This window comes from Ruegeria faecimaris, from assembly GCF_900182615.1.
In the GTDB taxonomy this organism is placed as follows: Bacteria; Pseudomonadota; Alphaproteobacteria; order Rhodobacterales; family Rhodobacteraceae; genus Ruegeria; species Ruegeria faecimaris.
Genome location: NZ_FXTE01000006.1, coordinates 22,656 through 39,012 on the forward strand (window position 1 = coordinate 22,656; position 16,357 = coordinate 39,012).

Below are 16,357 nucleotides of genomic sequence, written 5' to 3' on the forward strand. Positions count from 1 at the left end.
GCCTGACGCAGAATCGGTTTCCAGATGGTTAACGCACCTCACCTGCCATGCGGGCAGTGGCGCGGCGGACAACCATATGCAACACGATGGAAAACACTCCCAAGGTCAGCATCGCGGCGAACATCAGATCGGTCTTTGCACGGCCATTGGCCAGCAGCATCAAATATCCCAACCCTTGGGACGAGCCGACCCATTCACCAATCACCGCCCCGATCGGCGCATAGACGGCGGCCAGCCTCATCCCCGACGCCAGCGAGGGCATCGCCGCCGGGATGCGGATATACCACAGCACTGCACGCGGACTGGCCTGCATCGTGTGCGCAAGGTCCAGATAGCCCTGCGGCGTCCGCATCAACCCATCGAAGAAAGACGAGGTGATCGGGAAATAGATGATCAGCACCGCCATCGCGACCTTGGACCACAGACCATAGCCCAGCCAAAGCGTCAGCAACGGGGCCAGCGCAAAAACCGGCAGAGCCTGCGTGAACACCAGCATCGGCTGTACCAGAACTCGCGCCGCCCGCGAATTGGCCAATTGCAGCGCCGTAACCACACCCAGAACCGTCCCAAAGGCCAGTCCAATCACCACCTCAACCGCAGTGATCCAAGTGTGTTCGGCGATCAGCCAACGGTTTTGCCACCAGGTCTCGGCCACCACGGCGGGGCTTGGCAGGATGAACTTAGGCAAGCCGGTCGTCCAGACGATCCCCTGCCAAATGGCAATCGCGAACACGGTGGCTGCAAGGGCTGAGAGATATTTCATGCGACCGCCTCGCGCAGCAAGCGCAACAGCGCACCTTGCGTCTCAAGCGTCTCAAGGTCGTCCACATGGCGCGGGGCAGGTGCATGCGGCGGTTCACAAGGGGTCAGGCCCTGCTGTGTCATCACCATGATGGACTGGCCCAGCCGGGCGGCCTCACCCGGGTCATGTGTCACCAGCAAAACGGTCCGGCCCTGCAACGCCTCGACCGCCAAGTCCTGCATATCGGCCCGAGTGCGGGCATCCAGCGCCGAGAACGGCTCATCCAGCAGAACAATCGGGCGATCCTCCAAGAGCGTGCGGGCTAAAGCGACGCGTTGGCGTTGGCCGCCCGACAGTTCGGCGGGTTTCTTGGTCATATGATCCTGCAATCGCATGCGCTGAATCAGACGGTTGCGCCGCTCCAGATCGACCGACTTGCCCCGAAGCCGCGCACCTAACGAGACATTCTGTGCGACCGTTGCCCAGGGCAGCAGCAGATCATCCTGCGCCATATAGGCCACGCGGTCCTGCATCGGAGCACCATCGCCGGCGGTGATCTGCCCGGTGAACACGGCACCTGTATCAAGCCCGGCAATCAGACGTAGAATTGTGGTTTTACCGACGCCCGATCCGCCCAGCAGGCAAGTCCACTGCCCGGCCCCAAGGGTCAGGGTGAGCGGCGCGAACAGGGTCGCTCCGTCAATCGTGGCCGTGCCTTTGATGCTCAGATCGGGCGCCGGGGTCATGGGGTCAGGCCCATTTGCCAGAAGTTGACTTCTAGCTCGGTTGCCGTGCGGAAGGTCTGGCACAGGCGATCCCAGCGCGGCGAGGCTGCAAAGTCCTCACCAATACGCCGTGTTAGAGCCTGATCGAACAGTTCTCCAACCGCTTTGCATGCGCCCTGGTAGTCGTCGCTGGCATAGGTATTGATCCAATCACGATAGACCTCGGATGTAGCTTCAGAGGCCAACCGCGTGCCGATTTCGCCATAGCCCATCACACAAGGGGTCAGAGCCGCCAGCAGGTCCAGCAAATCACCGCTATACCCGGCCTCAAGCACAAAGCGTGTATAGGCCAGGTTTTCGGCGCGTTCAGGGGTTGCGAACAGCTCCTCATGGGAAATCCCAGCCGCCTCACAGATACCGATATGCAGCTGCATTTCCTCGGCGACCAACGCATTTACCGTGGCCACGGCGGTCAGCATTTCCGAATGAGTCTCGGACTTAACAACCGCCAGTGCCCAAGCACGGGAAAAATGGATCAGGAACACATAGTCCTGTCGCAGGTAGTGCAGGAACGCCGCGCGCGGCAGCGTTCCGTCTTTCATCCCTTCCACAAAGGTGTGGCGAGTGTAATCCCGCCACGGCCCCTGCGCGGCATCCCGCATTAATGCGAAAGCTTTGCCGTAATTGCTCATTGCGCGGTCACATCGATGGCAATGTCGCTGACCGGGTTCAGGCTGTCGATCATGCCGCTGTTCTTCAGGAACTCCTCGAACCGCGCATAGCGACCCGCATCAAACGCCGCCGGACGCAGTGCGAACCGGGGCAGCGTGTCGACCCAGGCGCGGGCATTAAGCTCATCCTTCAGCTCGGTCGAGGTGGCCGCGAAGATTTCCCAGCTTTTTTCCGGGTTGTTGACGATATATTGGGTCGCTTTCTCGGTTGCAGCCAAGAAACGGGCGATTTTGTCGGCATCCATCGTATCGGGATTGGCGACATAGATCAGCTCGTCATAGGGTGGGATGCCTTCCTCTTCGATATAGAAACAGCGACCCGCGACACCTTCGATATCCATCTGGTTCAGCTCAAAATTCCGGAACGCCCCGATAACCGCATCCACCTGACCGGTCATCAGCGACGGCGACAGCGAGAAGTTGACGTTGACCATCTCAATCTCATCCAGACCGATATCATGCTGACCCAGAAGGGTTGTCAGGATCGCCTCTTCGACACCGGCGACCGAGAAACCGATTTTCTTGCCCCGCAGATCGGCCAGCGACTTGATCGGGCCATCATCCAGCACCAGCAGGCAGTTCAGCGGGGTGGCAACCAGCGTGCCGACCCGTTTCAGCGGCAAGCCCTCATGGATTTGCAGGTGCAGCTGCGGCTGATAGGACACCGCCAGATCGGCCTGACCAGCGGCCACCAGACGCGGCGGCGCGGAGGGGTCCGCGGGCGGAATGATCTCAACCTCAAGCCCCTGGTCGGCAAAATAGCCGTTTTCCTGTGCGACGATAATTGGACCATGGTCAGGGTTCACAAACCAATCCAACAAGACGGTCATCTTATCCTCGGCCCAGGCCGGCGCGGCAGCCAGCAGGGCGATTGCAGCGATCAGTTTTTTCATATCTCGCGGTTCCTTCTGTTCACGAAGTTGAGGCTGCGACAAGAACAATCTCGCCCGGCCAATTCGGTTGAATTCGTTCGGCAGCGCGCCAGGCGCGCAATCCGGTAGCACAGCACAATGCCAGTCTTTTACCCTTATTAGGGTCGATATCGCTCAGATCATCCGGCGATATCCGTTGCGCGTCAGGATGTACCGGGCGCGGGGATTCCTCGGCGCTGCGCAGCTCGATGATATGGTCATCTGTCGTCAGCTGCCCGGCCGAGAGAAACCGGAAACAGCTGTTCGGTTCGGGCGCATCGTCAAAGCGGAAGGCCGTGCTGCGGAGTGTCCGACCATCGTACTGAACCATCTGACCCAGCACCGAGGGCGTCAGCCCAAGGATCAGGTTCAGCGCCATCTGCGCCTGCATCGCGCCAATCGTCCCGACGACCGGGCCCAGAACACCAGCGGTGGCGCAGCTTGCCCCGCTGTCCGGCGCGTCGGGAAACAGCGCGCGCAATGACGGCGCGCCGCCGCAGAAACCGCCGACATAGCCCGACAGCCCAAGCACCGAGGCGCTGATCAGCGGCTTGCCCTGCGCCAAGCAAGTGTCCGAGAGGATATAGCTGGCCGCATAGCTGTCTGCGCAATCCAGGATCACATCCGCCTGAGCGACCAGATTACCGGCATTTTCACTTGTTAGAGCCTGTTTTCTGCCGCTGACGTCTATGTCCCTATTGATCGCCGTGCACCGTGCCGCCGCTCGCTCGGCTTTGGGATGTCCGCAATCCGTTTCAGTAAACAAGGTCTGCCGATGCAGGTTGGACAGCTCAACCTGATCCCCATCCAGGATCGTGATCTGCCCGATCCCGGCCCCGGCCAGCAGCGGCAGGACCGGGGCGGCCAACCCGCCCGCGCCCACCACCAGCACACGTGCCGAAGACAGGCGCGCCTGCCCTTTGGCCCCTACCTCTGGCAACAGCGTCTGACGGGCATATCGGCTCATCTGGTGACCTCGATCCATTGACGCAGACGCGCTTCGGGGTCGGTATTCAGGGTAATATCGGTCACGACCGAGACGATATCCGCCCCAGCCTGCAGGACACCCGGTGCACGCTCGACGCTCATCCCGCCGATGCCAACCAGTAGAGTATCACCAACGCGCGCTTTCCATTCTGTGACGCGGGGCAGACCCTGCTGCTGCCATTTCATCTTTTTCAGGATGGTGGGATAGACCGGGCCAAGCGCCACATAGTCGGGGTCCATGGCCAGCACGCGCTCTAACTCATCATCATCATGGGTGGACACGCCCAGTTTCAAACCCGCCTTGCGGATGGCAGTCAGATCGGCCTCGTCCAGATCCTCTTGCCCCAAATGCACCCAGTCACAGCCGGCGTCGATGGCCGCCTGCCAATAGTCATTGACCACCAGAACTGTCCCATTTGCGCGGCACAGGTCACGCGACTTGGCAATCTGGTCACGCACCACATCCATGGGCTGGTCCTTGACCCTCAGCTGTACCAACTTGATGCCCAGCGGCAGCATCCGGCGCAGCCAGTCCGAATGATCGAAGATCGGATAAAACCGGTCGAGTGTCATGACAGAAATGCCTTTCCAATAACCGGGGTCGAAGGTTCCGCCATATCGCGCGCCTCGATCGGGTCGGCCTGATGGGCCAGTTGCCCGGCCTCGATCGCGCGGGCCATTGCGCGGGCCATCAAAACGGGGTCCCCGGCGCGGGCCACAGCAGTGTTCAGCAGTACAGCGTCATAACCCAGCTCCATCGCGTGGGCGGCGTGGCTGGGCAGGCCGATGCCCGCGTCAATCACCAAGGGCACATCCGGGAACTCTGCCCGCATCGCCCGCAGGGCATATTCATTGTTCAGCCCCCGCCCTGACCCGATCGGCGCGCCCCATGGCATCAGCACCTCACACCCGGCGGCAAGCAGCCGTTCGCCAACAATCAGATCGTCGGTCGTATAGGGAAAGACCTGAAACCCGTCGCTGGTCAGAATGCGCGCGGCTTCGACCAGCTGGAACACATCCGGCTGCAGGCTGTCGGTATGGCCGATCAGTTCCAGCTTGATCCACTTGGTATCAAAGACCTCACGCGCCATATGGGCGGTGGTCACCGCCTCTTTGACCGTGTGGCATCCGGCGGTGTTGGGCAGCACCAACACGCCCAGATCGCGGATCATCTGCCAGAATGCTTGCCCCGCCCCGGATTCACGGCGAAGCGAGACCGTGGCAACACCCGCCCCGCTTTCGCGAAAGGCCTGCTCCAGAATAGCTGGGCTGGGATATTGCGCCGTGCCCAGCATCAGCGGGTTGGCCAATGTGGTTCCGTAAAAGGATTTCATCCTCAGCCCCCCTGCATCGGCGCGACGATTTCGATCCGATCCCCTTCAACCAAAGCATGGGCAACACGCAGCCCCGAGGGCACGAAATCTTCGTTCACCGCAGTGGCGACACGGCCCGAGTAGCCGCATTCCATCAGCAATTCCGATAAGGTCTCGGCCCGCACCTCGCGCGGCTCGCCATTAAGCACGATCTTCATCGACCATCTCCGAATGTTTGTGTTCAAGCGCCAGATCGGCAACGCCCTGGGCCAGCGCCGGTGCCAGCAGATACCCGTGGCGGTACAGCCCGTTGGCGTAAATCGTCCCGCCCCGACGCCGGATCCGAGGCAGATTGTCGGGAAAGGCCGGGCGCAGATCGACGCCGATCTCTAGCACCTCGGCCTCGCCAAAAGCGGGGTTCAACGCATAGGCCGCGCTTAGCAGTTCCAGCATCGAGCGCGCGGTGATGCGGGTTTTATCCTCGGATTCAATCATCGTCGCGCCCAGCATATAGATGCCATCGCCACGCGGCACGATGTAAAGCGGCATCCGGGGATGCAACAGGCGCACGGGCCGGGTCAGCGTCACATCAGGGCAGCGGATCACCAGCATCTCACCCTTCACGCCCCGAAGATCAGACAAGGCGTCCCGCGCCTGAAGACCACGGCAGTCAATCGCGTTCTCCAACCCAGCAGGGGCGGGTTCGCGATGAAAGGCAACGCCCCGCGCGATAAGATCGTCGAACACATCCCGCAGCGCCATGCGTGGGTCTATATGGGCTTCGTCCTTGAAATACAGACCGTTGCCGAAACCATGTAAATCAGGCTCTAATGCGGCTAGTTCCTGCTGATCTACCTCATGATACCCCTGCGTTCGACGACCAAACCGACGCAAATCCGGCAAGTCGCGCGCACCGCAAACGACCAAAGTACCGCGCTGATGAACCTTGGTCCGGGTCGCCCACCAGTCAAAAGCACCCAGCCCCAGGCGCAAGACCAGCTCTTCGGCATTTTCGAACTCGCACCACGGGGCCAGCATTCCCCCGGCCCACCAAGAACAGCCATGCGGACCCGGCAGGCCGGCGGGGTCAAAGACCTGCACCCGTGCGCCGCGATGGGCCAATTCGGACGCAACAGCCAAACCGGCCACGCCTGCCCCTATGACAGACCAGATCGTCACGCTGACCAGGCCCGATGGAAATGATGCACCGGACCATGGCCCCGGCCCACGCACAGCCCATCAGCCTGGGCGATAGCGCCTTGCAAATAAGCATGTGCCTCTGCCACGGAATCCCGCAAGCTCAGACCTTTGGCCAACCCGGCGGAAATTGACGAGGACAATGTACACCCAGTCCCGTGGGTGTTCTTTGTGTTCCGGCGCTGCGCTGTGAATTCATCCACCAATCCCGAACCGTCGACCAACAGATCATGACATATCTCGCCCTGACCGTGCCCACCTTTCATCAAAACCGACGCGGCACCCTTTGCGCAAAGGGCCAGCCCCTGAGCCACCATTTCATCCGGAGACTGCGCTTCGTTCTGCTCAAGCAGCCGCCCAGCTTCGGGCAAATTGGGTGTCAGGACGGTCGCGCGTGGTATCAGAAGGTCCGTCAGGGTCTGGATCGCGTCACCGGCCAGCAAAGCATCCCCGGATTTCGCGATCATGACAGGGTCCAAGACAATGGGTCCCGCATAGCCTGACAGGGCATCTGCCACGGTCTCGATAATCTCGGGGGTTGCCAGCATGCCGATCTTGATCGCCCCGACATCCAGATCGCTCAGCACCGCGTCGATCTGTGCGCGGATCACATCAAGGGGAATGCCATGAACCGCCGTCACGGCCCGGGTGTTCTGCGCAGTCACTGCCGTAACAACGCTAGCCCCGTAAACGCCCAGCGCCGACATCGCCTTGAGATCGGCCTGAATTCCGGCCCCGCCTCCGCTGTCGGACCCTGCAATGGTCAAGGCAATAGCTGCCATGTCGTTGCTCCATCTTCTAGGGGCAACAACGGAGGATAGAAAGTCTGTATTCATAAGACCGTTCCCTCCGCCGGAATTGCCCGGATCAGGTTCGATGGGTTGATGCAGCTGCACCTCTCAGCCTTGCGAACAAGGCACCCCAACGGTTGCGCGGACCATCTCAGGAGCGGCGACAATAATCAAGCGAAGAATTACGAGGCTCTTCCTCGCGCTCCGAGGTATTTTTGGCCAGATGAAATGCGGATCACCCGCTTCATCTGGCCCTAGATACCTCGGGGGAGTCGCGGGGGGCAGCGCCCCCTTTTTTTGGGAAAAGACTTCAGCCCTTCATCCCGTCCCAGAAGGATTTGACGGAGGAGAAAAAGCTGTTGGATTCCGGGTGATTATCTTCACCCAGGTCGTCGAACTCGCGCAGCAGCTCTTTCTGGCGGCTGGTGAGGTTTACCGGAGTTTCCACGGCCAGCTCAATGAACATATCTCCAACACCGCCGCCGCGCAGGGCTGGCATGCCCTTGCCGCGCAGGCGCATCTGGCGACCCGATTGGCTGCCCGCTGGAATCTGCACACGCCCGCGGCCACCGTCGATGGTCGGAACTTCGATCGAACCACCAAGAGCGGCTTTGGCCATGCTGACCGGCACACGGCAATAAAGGTTCACGCTGTCACGCTCGAACAGCCTGTGATCTGAGACCTCTACAAAGATGTATAGATCGCCCGGAGGACCACCTCGCATTCCAGCCTCGCCTTCACCGGCCAGACGAATGCGCGTGCCGGTTTCGACACCGGCTGGAATATTAACGGACAAGGCGCGTTCTTTTTCAACACGGCCCGCACCCTGACAGGATTTGCAGGGGTTCTTGACGATTTGACCCAGGCCCGAACAGGTTGGACAGCTGCGTTCTACTGTGAAAAAGCCTTGTTGCGCACGCACCTTGCCCATACCCGAACAGGTCGGACAGGTTGTGGGCTCAACACCGCCTTCAGCCCCAGATCCGTCGCAGGACGAACAGGCAACCGCTGCCGGGACATTGATGGTTTTCTGCTGACCTGAATACGCCTCTTCCAGCGAGACGCGCAGGTTATAGCGCAGATCCGAACCGCGTGCGGCACGACGTCCACCGCCCCCGCCCCGTTGGCCGCCCATGAAATCGCCGAACAGGTCGTCGAACACATCCGAAAATGCACTGGAAAAGTCGCCCTGACCAAAGCCAGCGCCAGGTCGGCCACCGCCGCCCATGCCATTTTCGAATGCAGCATGACCGAACCTGTCATAAGCCGCCTTGCGTTCAGCATCTTTCAGGACGTCATAGGCCTCGTTCGCTTCTTTGAACTGTGCCTCTGACTCCGGATTGTCCTTGTTGCGGTCGGGATGTAATTCTTTGGCCTTCTTGCGAAAGCCTTTCTTGATCTCGTCCGCTGATGCACCCTTGGATACGCCGAGCACATCGTAATAGTCGCGTTTTGACATCAGTATTTCCTTCTGCCTCAACGTAATCGGGCCGGCCCGGTGACCGGACCGGCCCGAATTGGCCCGGTTACCCGTTAGCTACGCTTGTCGTTGTCCAGATCTTCGAACTCGGCATCGACGATGTCATCCTCGCCCGGTGCAGCATCCGCAGCGGCAGGTTCATCTTCGCCGTCTTCAGCTTGCGCTTTGTAGATGGCTTCGCCCAGCTTCATGGCCGCTTCGGTAACGTTCTGGATGCCCGACTTAATCTTGTCGGCATTCTCGGTTTCCAGCTCGTCTTTCAGCGCGGCAATCGCCAGCTCGATGGCTTCGATGGTTGTTGGATCAACCTTGTCGGCATGTTCTTCCATCGACTTTTCTGTCGAGTGGATCAGGCTTTCCGCCTGATTCTTTGCGTCGACCAGCTCGCGGCGTTCCTTGTCGGCCTCCGCGTTCTCTTCGGCGTCCTTGACCATCTTTTCGATGTCCTCGTCGGACAGGCCGCCCGATGCCTGGATGGTAATCTTCTGCTCTTTGCCAGTGCCTTTGTCCTTGGCCGAAACCGAGACGATGCCGTTGGCGTCAATGTCAAAAGTCACCTCGATCTGCGGCATGCCGCGCGGTGCTGGCGGGATATCTTCGAGGTTGAACTGACCCAGGATCTTGTTGTCCGCAGCCATTTCACGTTCCCCTTGGAAACAGCGAATGGTCACGGCGTTCTGGTTGTCTTCGGCGGTCGAGAAGACCTGAGACTTTTTCGTCGGGATCGTGGTGTTGCGGTCGATCAGTCGGGTGAACACGCCACCCAGCGTTTCGATACCCAGCGACAGCGGTGTCACGTCCAGCAGAACAACGTCTTTAACGTCGCCCTGCAGAACACCGGCCTGAATGGCGGCGCCCATGGCAACCACTTCGTCCGGGTTCACACCCTTGTGCGGCTCTTTACCGAAGAACTTGGTGACCTCTTCGATCACTTTCGGCATCCGGGTCATACCGCCGACCAGAACAACCTCGTCAATGTCGCCAGCCGACAGACCTGCGTCTTTCAGCGCGGCCTGGCAGGGTTTCATCGACTTTTTGATCAGGTCCGAAACCAGCGATTCCAGCTTGGCACGGGTCAGTTTCATGACCATGTGCAGCGGCTGACCGTTCGACCCCATCGAGATGAACGGCTGGTTGATTTCGGTCTGCGAAGTCGAGGACAGTTCGATCTTGGCTTTTTCAGCAGCTTCTTTCAGACGCTGCAGGGCCATCTTGTCGGCAGACAGATCGACACCGTGTTCCTTTTTGAACTCATCCGCCAGGTAGTTGACGATGCGCATGTCAAAGTCTTCACCACCCAGGAAGGTGTCGCCATTGGTCGATTTAACCTCGAACAACCCGTCGTCGATTTCCAGAATGGTTACGTCGAAGGTACCGCCACCAAGGTCATAAACCGCGATGGTTTGGGTTTCTTCCTTGTCCAGACCATAGGCCAGAGCGGCAGCTGTCGGTTCGTTGATGATCCGCAGCACTTCCAGGCCGGCGATTTTACCGGCATCTTTGGTCGCCTGACGCTGTGCGTCGTTGAAATAGGCCGGAACGGTGATAACGGCTTGTGTGACTTCCTCACCCAAGTAGCTTTCAGCGGTTTCCTTCATCTTGCCCAGAGTGAAGGCCGAAATCTGGCTTGGGGAGTACTTTTCACCGCGGGCTTCGACCCACGCGTCGCCATTGCCGCCATCAACGATGGCGTATGGTACCATTTTCTTGTCTTTTTCGACTTCGGCATCATCCACACGACGACCGATCAGGCGTTTGACGCCAAAAACCGTGTTGTCAGGGTTGGTGACCGCCTGGCGTTTCGCAGGCTGACCGACCAGTCGCTCATCTTCGGTGAAGGCGACGATCGAGGGCGTGGTCCGCGCCCCTTCGGCGTTTTCGATGACCTTTGGCTGCGAGCCGTCCATGATGGCAACGCACGAGTTGGTGGTGCCGAGGTCAATCCCGATTACTTTTCCCATATGTTCAATCCCTTTCTCTTCAAGGCGATGTCCCGAGGCCCGACCCGTTATGGCATCTGGCCCCGATCTGATTTGCGCAATGGTCCTACACCATCGCGCGTCCCGGCGTATATAAGGACGGGAACAGGGGCCTGCAAGCATTCACAAATGCAGGTTTTCAGGAATCTGCAGCCTTTTTAGCAAGGTTTTGGCAAGGATTGAGGAATCTGGAATGGCGCGGCTGCTTTTACGCGGTTTTGAAATCAGGAAAGCTTACCTTGACGGAGCTGCCCAGGCACAGCTGATCACGCTGTTGCGTCCGATTCTGAAATCAGCACCTTTGTTCCGCCCGACCACCCCTTCGGGCAAGGAAATGTCTGTTCGCATGACCTCGGCCGGGGCGCTGGGTTGGGTCACTGACAAGAACGGGTACAGGTACCAGCCGCACCATCCAAAGGGTATGGAATGGCCCGCCATTCCAGACTGCATTCTGGATATCTGGCGCGATCTTGCCAGCCCCGAACGTGACCCCGACTGTTGCTTGGTCAATTACTATGGCGAAGGGGCGCGAATGGGCCTCCATCAGGATAAGGACGAGGCCGATTTTTCCTGGCCGGTCCTTTCGATCTCATTAGGTGACGACGCGTTGTTCCGCATTGGCAACACGACCCGAGGGGGCAAAACGGAATCGATCTGGCTTGGCTCGGGCGATGTTGTCGTGATGGGTGGACCCGCGCGCCTAACCTATCACGGGGTAGATCGCATTCGTTTCGGGTCTTCAAAACTGTTGCCAAAGGGCGGGCGGATCAACCTGACCTTGCGCGTGGCGGGTTAACGGCGTGCGCTCCAGCTTTGCGACACATGCTGGCGGGTAAAGAAAATTCCAAGCAAGCCGATCAACAACAGAGCCAACCCGACCCAGACAGGATATTCCCAGTTGGTATTGCGCGGATAGTAATTCCGAAAAACGAAACCCCGACACTGGTCGATAATGTGAAACAACGGATTCCAGGCGAACATGGTCAACATGAACCCGCCCAGCGCATTGCCGACGAACATTTTTCCCGAGAACACCATATTCAGGCGCCGGTAAATTGTGCTCATGATCGTGGCAGTGGTCGGAAACCAGGGCTTGATCGCCATGAACACCACGCCGACCGCACAGCCCGTGAACCAGGCCAGCATCAGCATGGCAAAGGCGCCACCGGGCTCCTGAATTTCCAGCGGAGCAACCGATACGCTGTAGACAAACAGGATGATGACGATTGTCAAAACCTGAGTATACAGCGACCCGAAAGCGGCAGCCATAAGCACGACCATCATGTTCATCGGCGAATGCAGCATCATCGGGTTATTACCCGTGTCCAATCCGGAAACCGAACCGACGGCTTTAATGTGCGTCAGAAACAGGAAAACCCCAGACAGCAGATACAGAATGAACTCACCCCGGATTTTGGCAACGCGCGCGCCAAGAAGGGACATGATCACGTAAAACACACTCACCAGCACCAGAACCTGGAAAATATTGATAAGCACCGAAAGCACAGCATTGCTATGTTGAGATCGGACATTCCGGACCACGGCGTGAAACACCAGTTCCGCCGTCGTAAACGCACCGCCTATAAGCGACCGGTTTCGCTTGTAATAAAACACCCGAAGCGTCTTTCCTGTATTATTGCCTGCAATCTGGCACGAAATTCTTGCCGTTCCGTAACCAGCACAGCATAAGGCCGTCAGGTTATTCGATCAACAAATCACAGGAACGGAGCTTTTTTGTGACCTATGACGCCCTCATCCCCGTCATCCGACGTCTGGCCCTGGAAGCGGGCGATACGATCATGGACATCTATAACTCGGATGGGTTTGACGTGAAGGTCAAATCCGATGCCAGCCCCGTGACCGAAGCAGATGAGGCCGCCGATGCGCTGATCTCGGCCGGTCTGCGTGCAGCGTTCCCCAATATCCTGCTGGTGACTGAGGAACAGGCCGCCTCGCATTCTGAAAAAGGCGATACGTTCCTGATCGTTGATCCGCTGGATGGCACCAAAGAGTTCATCAACCGGCGCGGCGATTTCACCGTTAATATCGCGTTGGTCGAAAACGGCACCCCAACGCGTGGCGTGGTTTATGCGCCAGCCCGCGGCCGGATGTTCTATACTTTGGCCGACGGGCAATCGGTCGAGGAAACCGGCGCGCTGGACAAGGATCAACCCGGTGCCGTGACTCCGATTTCGGTCTCTGATCCAGACAATTCCGCGCTTTTGGTCGTGGCCTCGAAGTCACATCGTGACCAGGCGACCGACGATTACATCAACAAATATCAAGTGCAGGACAGCAAAAGCGCGGGCTCGTCGCTGAAGTTCTGCCTGATTGCGACGGGCGAGGCAGATATCTATCCCCGCGTTGGCCGCACGATGGAATGGGATACGGCAGCAGGTCACGCCGTGCTGACAGGTGCGGGCGGCAAAGTTGTCCGGTTCGACAATCATGCGCCGCTGACCTATGGCAAGGACGGCTATGCAAACCCGTTCTTTATCGCCTACGCTCCGGGTGTAGACCTGAAGGAGGCCTGATGTCCGTTCTGATCGCCATTCCCGCCCGCTACGCCTCGACCCGGTATCCGGGCAAACCTCTGGTGCCGCTCACCGGGGCCAGTGGCAATGCAATGACTCTGATCGAGCGGTCATGGCGCGCGGCCAGTTCGGTCTCGGGCGTGGACCGCGTTGTGGTTGCCACCGATGACGACCGCATTCGCGAGGTGGCCGAAGGGTTCGGGGCCGAGGTTGTGATGACCTCGGAAACCTGTGGCAATGGCACCGAACGCTGCGCCGAAGCGCATGATGTGCTGGGCGCAAGCTATGACATCGTGGTGAACCTGCAGGGCGATGCACCGCTGACCCCTCATTGGTTCGTCGAAGATCTGATCGCCGGTCTGCGTGCCGCACCTAAGGCTGGGGTGGCCACTCCGGTTCTGCGCTGCGACGGAGATGCACTCAACAGCCTGCTGAATGACCGCAAACACGGGCGCGTCGGTGGAACAACCGCCGTTTTCGCCGCTGATCACGGCGCGATGTATTTCTCGAAAGAGGTCGTGCCCTTTACTTCACAGACTTATGCGGGCGGGGAGGAAACGCCGGTGTTTCACCATGTCGGCGTCTATGCCTACCGCCCTGACGCGCTGGCGGCTTATCCGTCCTGGCCTGTCGGTCCATTAGAGCAACTGGAAGGGCTGGAACAGCTGCGTTTCATGGAAAACGGGCGTAAGGTTCTGTGTGTTGAAGTCGAATCCAAAGGCCGCCAGTTCTGGGAACTAAACAATCCGCAGGACGTTCCCAAACTTGAAGAGATGATGGCCGCGATGGGGCTGGACTGAGTGCCGCAGGCTGTCGCACCCTGAAAAACCGGAATAACGGGATCTGATATGACACATATCCTTGTAACCGGCGGTGCCGGATATATCGGATCCCATGCCTGCAAGGCGCTGGCGCTGGCCGGGTACACACCTGTCACCTATGACAACCTGATCACCGGTTGGCAGGACGCGGTCAAATTTGGCCCGTTCGCACAGGGTGATCTGCTGGACCGGGCGCGGTTGGATGAGGTTTTTGCCAAGTATCAGCCCGCTGCCGTGATGCATTTCGCCGCGCTCAGCCAGGTGGGTGAGGCGATGTCCGAACCCGGAAGATATTGGGCGAACAATGTCACCGGTTCGCTGACCCTGATCGAGGCCGCCGTGGCGGCTGGATGTCTGGATTTCGTGTTTTCGTCGACCTGCGCCACCTATGGTGAACATGACAAGGTGGTCCTCGACGAAAACACCCCGCAAAATCCACTGAACGCTTACGGCGCCTCCAAACGCGCGATCGAGGATATCCTGCGTGATTTCCATGCCGCTCACGGGATGAACCACGTGATTTTTCGCTATTTCAACGTGGCTGGCGCCGATCCGGACGGAGAGGTAGGCGAATTCCACCGCCCCGAGACCCATCTGGTTCCGCTGATGTTGGATGCGATTGACGGCAAGCGCGACGGGCTGACTGTGTTCGGAACCGACTATGACACGCCCGATGGCACCTGTATCCGCGATTACGTGCATGTCTGCGATCTGGTTGACGCGCATGTTCTGGGGCTGCGATGGCTGGAACAGGGAAAGGACAGCCGCGTTTTCAACCTGGGCACGGGCTCTGGCTTTTCGGTGATGGAAGTGATCGACCAGTCGAAATCCGTCACCAATCGCGCGGTGCCCTATACCATCGGCCCGCGCCGCGCCGGAGATTGCACCAAGCTGGTTTCGGGCTCGGACAGGGCCGGGCAAGAACTGGGCTGGTCCCCCAAAAGATCCGTGTTAGAGACGATGATTGCCGATGCCTGGCGCTGGCATCAGAACGGGCATTACGACAGATGAGGGCCGCGTGAGCGATACCCTGCCGCCAATCGGATGGGTGCAACGCTATCGCTTGCGCCTGAAACGCAGGCGGCTGTTGTGGCGATCCTTTCGCAGCCGCCATCAGTTAACCCAACTGGTCGACCGAACCGACCAGATACGCCCAGGTGCGATACTGGTCTTTACCACCCTGCGAAATGAAATCACGCGCCTGCCCTGGTATTTCCATCACTACCGGTCGCTGGGCGTTGATCATTTTCTGATCGTGGACAACGGCAGCGATGATGGCTCGGTCGCATATCTTAAAGATCAACCGGATGTATCCTTGTGGCAAACCGATGCCAGCTATCGCGCCTCACGATACGGGCTGGATTGGCTGACCTGGCTACAGATGCGATTTGGTCACGGTCATTGGACTTTGATGGTGGATGCGGATGAGTTGCTTATCTATCCCGAATGGGACAGCCATCCGCTGCAAGATTTGACCCAACAGCTAGAGGTGCAGGGGCGCGACGCTTTCGGGGCGCTGATGCTGGACCTCTACCCCAAAGATCAGCTCGGTGCACAGCTCTATGCCCCCGGGACCGACCCGACCGAAGTTTTGGGTTGGTTTGATCCAGGCCCGTTGCGCGCCAAACGGCAAACGCCGCTGGGTAACCTCTGGGTTCAAGGCGGTGCACGGGAACGCGTGTTTTTTGCTGACCGGCCCGAGCGGTCACCAACTTTAAACAAAATTCCGCTGGTACGCTGGTCGCGGCACTATGCTTACGTGAACTCCTGCCATTCCGCCCTGCCCCGAGGTTTGAACGCCACATATGACGGACCGGGGAGCAACGACCCTTCAGGCGTGTTACTGCACACAAAGTTCCTGCCCGAGGTGGTCATCAAATCAAGAATCGAGAAAACCCGAGCGCAGCATTTTCACGACCCGGCGGAGTTCGACAGCTATTATGACGGCATAATTAACCGCCCGATCATGTGGGATCCACAATCGGTGGAATATATCGGATGGCGCCAACTGTGTGAGCTTGGCTTGATGGGCAAAACTGACTGGAAAAACAACGTTTCGGACTAACTACTTTTAAATGCGTTGCTTCATTAGATGGTAAAGTGGCATAAAATGGCATTCGCCCGGCTCCACTCTGGCTTGTTCAGG

The 16,357-nt window shown here is 58.9% G+C and carries 18 protein-coding genes and 1 riboswitch; of the genes, 5 read left to right on the forward strand and 13 right to left on the reverse strand.

All coding sequences use genetic code 11. From position 1 onward, the window contains the following. Positions 1-28: 28 nt before the first annotated feature. From FN806_RS11760 to dnaK, 12 genes are all read right to left on the reverse strand, one after another. A complete protein-coding gene (locus FN806_RS11760) occupies positions 29-763 on the reverse strand; it encodes an ABC transporter permease (protein WP_142637329.1) in 735 nt (244 codons plus the stop codon). Further along, complete coding sequence (locus FN806_RS11765) at positions 760-1,488, reverse strand: ABC transporter ATP-binding protein (RefSeq protein WP_142637331.1); 729 nt, start codon at positions 1,486-1,488, stop codon at positions 760-762. The genes FN806_RS11760 and FN806_RS11765 overlap by 4 nt, the downstream gene beginning before the upstream one ends. Continuing rightward, on the reverse strand, positions 1,485-2,159 hold the full coding sequence (gene tenA / locus FN806_RS11770; protein WP_185956696.1) for a thiaminase II: 675 nt from the start codon (positions 2,157-2,159) through the stop codon (positions 1,485-1,487). The genes FN806_RS11765 and tenA overlap by 4 nt, the downstream gene beginning before the upstream one ends. Continuing rightward, on the reverse strand, positions 2,156-3,091 hold the full coding sequence (locus FN806_RS11775) for an ABC transporter substrate-binding protein (RefSeq protein WP_142637333.1): 936 nt from the start codon (positions 3,089-3,091) through the stop codon (positions 2,156-2,158). Before FN806_RS11775 ends, tenA begins: the two co-directional genes overlap by 4 nt. Positions 3,092-3,110: 19 nt before the next feature. Next, entirely contained in the window at positions 3,111-4,076 is a 966-nt protein-coding gene (locus FN806_RS11780) for a thiazole biosynthesis adenylyltransferase ThiF (RefSeq protein WP_142637335.1), read from the reverse strand. Continuing rightward, a complete protein-coding gene (locus FN806_RS11785) occupies positions 4,073-4,669 on the reverse strand; it encodes a thiamine phosphate synthase (RefSeq protein ID WP_142637337.1) in 597 nt (198 codons plus the stop codon). The genes FN806_RS11780 and FN806_RS11785 overlap by 4 nt, the downstream gene beginning before the upstream one ends. Then, positions 4,666-5,430: a thiazole synthase gene (locus FN806_RS11790; protein WP_142637339.1), complete on the reverse strand. Its 765-nt coding sequence runs from the start codon at positions 5,428-5,430 to the stop codon at positions 4,666-4,668. Before FN806_RS11790 ends, FN806_RS11785 begins: the two co-directional genes overlap by 4 nt. A gap of 2 nt (positions 5,431-5,432) precedes the next feature. Next, complete coding sequence (gene thiS / locus FN806_RS11795; protein WP_142637341.1) at positions 5,433-5,627, reverse strand: sulfur carrier protein ThiS; 195 nt, start codon at positions 5,625-5,627, stop codon at positions 5,433-5,435. Beyond that, the gene (locus tag FN806_RS11800) at positions 5,611-6,588 is read right to left on the reverse strand and encodes an FAD-dependent oxidoreductase (RefSeq protein WP_142637343.1); all 978 of its coding nucleotides are present in this window, start codon (positions 6,586-6,588) and stop codon (positions 5,611-5,613) included. Before FN806_RS11800 ends, thiS begins: the two co-directional genes overlap by 17 nt. Further along, entirely contained in the window at positions 6,585-7,388 is an 804-nt protein-coding gene (thiD, locus tag FN806_RS11805) for a bifunctional hydroxymethylpyrimidine kinase/phosphomethylpyrimidine kinase (RefSeq protein ID WP_142637345.1), read from the reverse strand. Before thiD ends, FN806_RS11800 begins: the two co-directional genes overlap by 4 nt. A 45-nt stretch (positions 7,389-7,433) precedes the next feature. Next, a riboswitch (TPP riboswitch) is annotated at positions 7,434-7,540 on the reverse strand. Between the two features lie 167 nt (positions 7,541-7,707). Beyond that, a complete protein-coding gene (gene dnaJ / locus FN806_RS11810; protein WP_142637347.1) occupies positions 7,708-8,856 on the reverse strand; it encodes a molecular chaperone DnaJ in 1,149 nt (382 codons plus the stop codon). A gap of 74 nt (positions 8,857-8,930) precedes the next feature. Then, the gene (dnaK, locus tag FN806_RS11815) at positions 8,931-10,838 is read right to left on the reverse strand and encodes a molecular chaperone DnaK (protein WP_142637349.1); all 1,908 of its coding nucleotides are present in this window, start codon (positions 10,836-10,838) and stop codon (positions 8,931-8,933) included. A 211-nt stretch (positions 10,839-11,049) separates the two neighbouring features. On the opposite strand from dnaK, the gene FN806_RS11820 reads away from it, so the two are divergent. Continuing rightward, the gene (locus FN806_RS11820) at positions 11,050-11,652 is read left to right on the forward strand and encodes an alpha-ketoglutarate-dependent dioxygenase AlkB family protein (RefSeq protein WP_142637351.1); all 603 of its coding nucleotides are present in this window, start codon (positions 11,050-11,052) and stop codon (positions 11,650-11,652) included. Here the strand turns inward: FN806_RS11820 and FN806_RS11825 are convergent. Then, entirely contained in the window at positions 11,649-12,470 is an 822-nt protein-coding gene (locus FN806_RS11825) for an ABC transporter permease (protein ID WP_142637353.1), read from the reverse strand. The genes FN806_RS11820 and FN806_RS11825 overlap by 4 nt on opposite strands. A 122-nt stretch (positions 12,471-12,592) precedes the next feature. On the opposite strand from FN806_RS11825, the gene cysQ reads away from it, so the two are divergent. Genes cysQ through FN806_RS11845 form a run of 4 tightly spaced genes read left to right on the forward strand, consistent with a single transcriptional unit; the run spans position 12,593 to position 16,276 of the window. After that, positions 12,593-13,390, forward strand: a complete 798-nt coding sequence (gene cysQ, locus FN806_RS11830; RefSeq protein ID WP_142637355.1) for a 3'(2'),5'-bisphosphate nucleotidase CysQ — start codon at positions 12,593-12,595, stop codon at positions 13,388-13,390. Next, a complete protein-coding gene (locus FN806_RS11835; RefSeq protein ID WP_142637357.1) occupies positions 13,390-14,190 on the forward strand; it encodes a 3-deoxy-manno-octulosonate cytidylyltransferase family protein in 801 nt (266 codons plus the stop codon). Before cysQ ends, FN806_RS11835 begins: the two co-directional genes overlap by 1 nt. 48 nt (positions 14,191-14,238) lie before the next feature. Further along, on the forward strand, positions 14,239-15,222 hold the full coding sequence (gene galE / locus FN806_RS11840; protein WP_142637359.1) for a UDP-glucose 4-epimerase GalE: 984 nt from the start codon (positions 14,239-14,241) through the stop codon (positions 15,220-15,222). Further along, positions 15,182-16,276, forward strand: coding sequence for a glycosyltransferase family 2 protein (locus tag FN806_RS11845; RefSeq protein ID WP_142637361.1), 1,095 nt, complete (start codon positions 15,182-15,184; stop codon positions 16,274-16,276). The genes galE and FN806_RS11845 overlap by 41 nt, the downstream gene beginning before the upstream one ends. Positions 16,277-16,357: the final 81 nt, after the last annotated feature.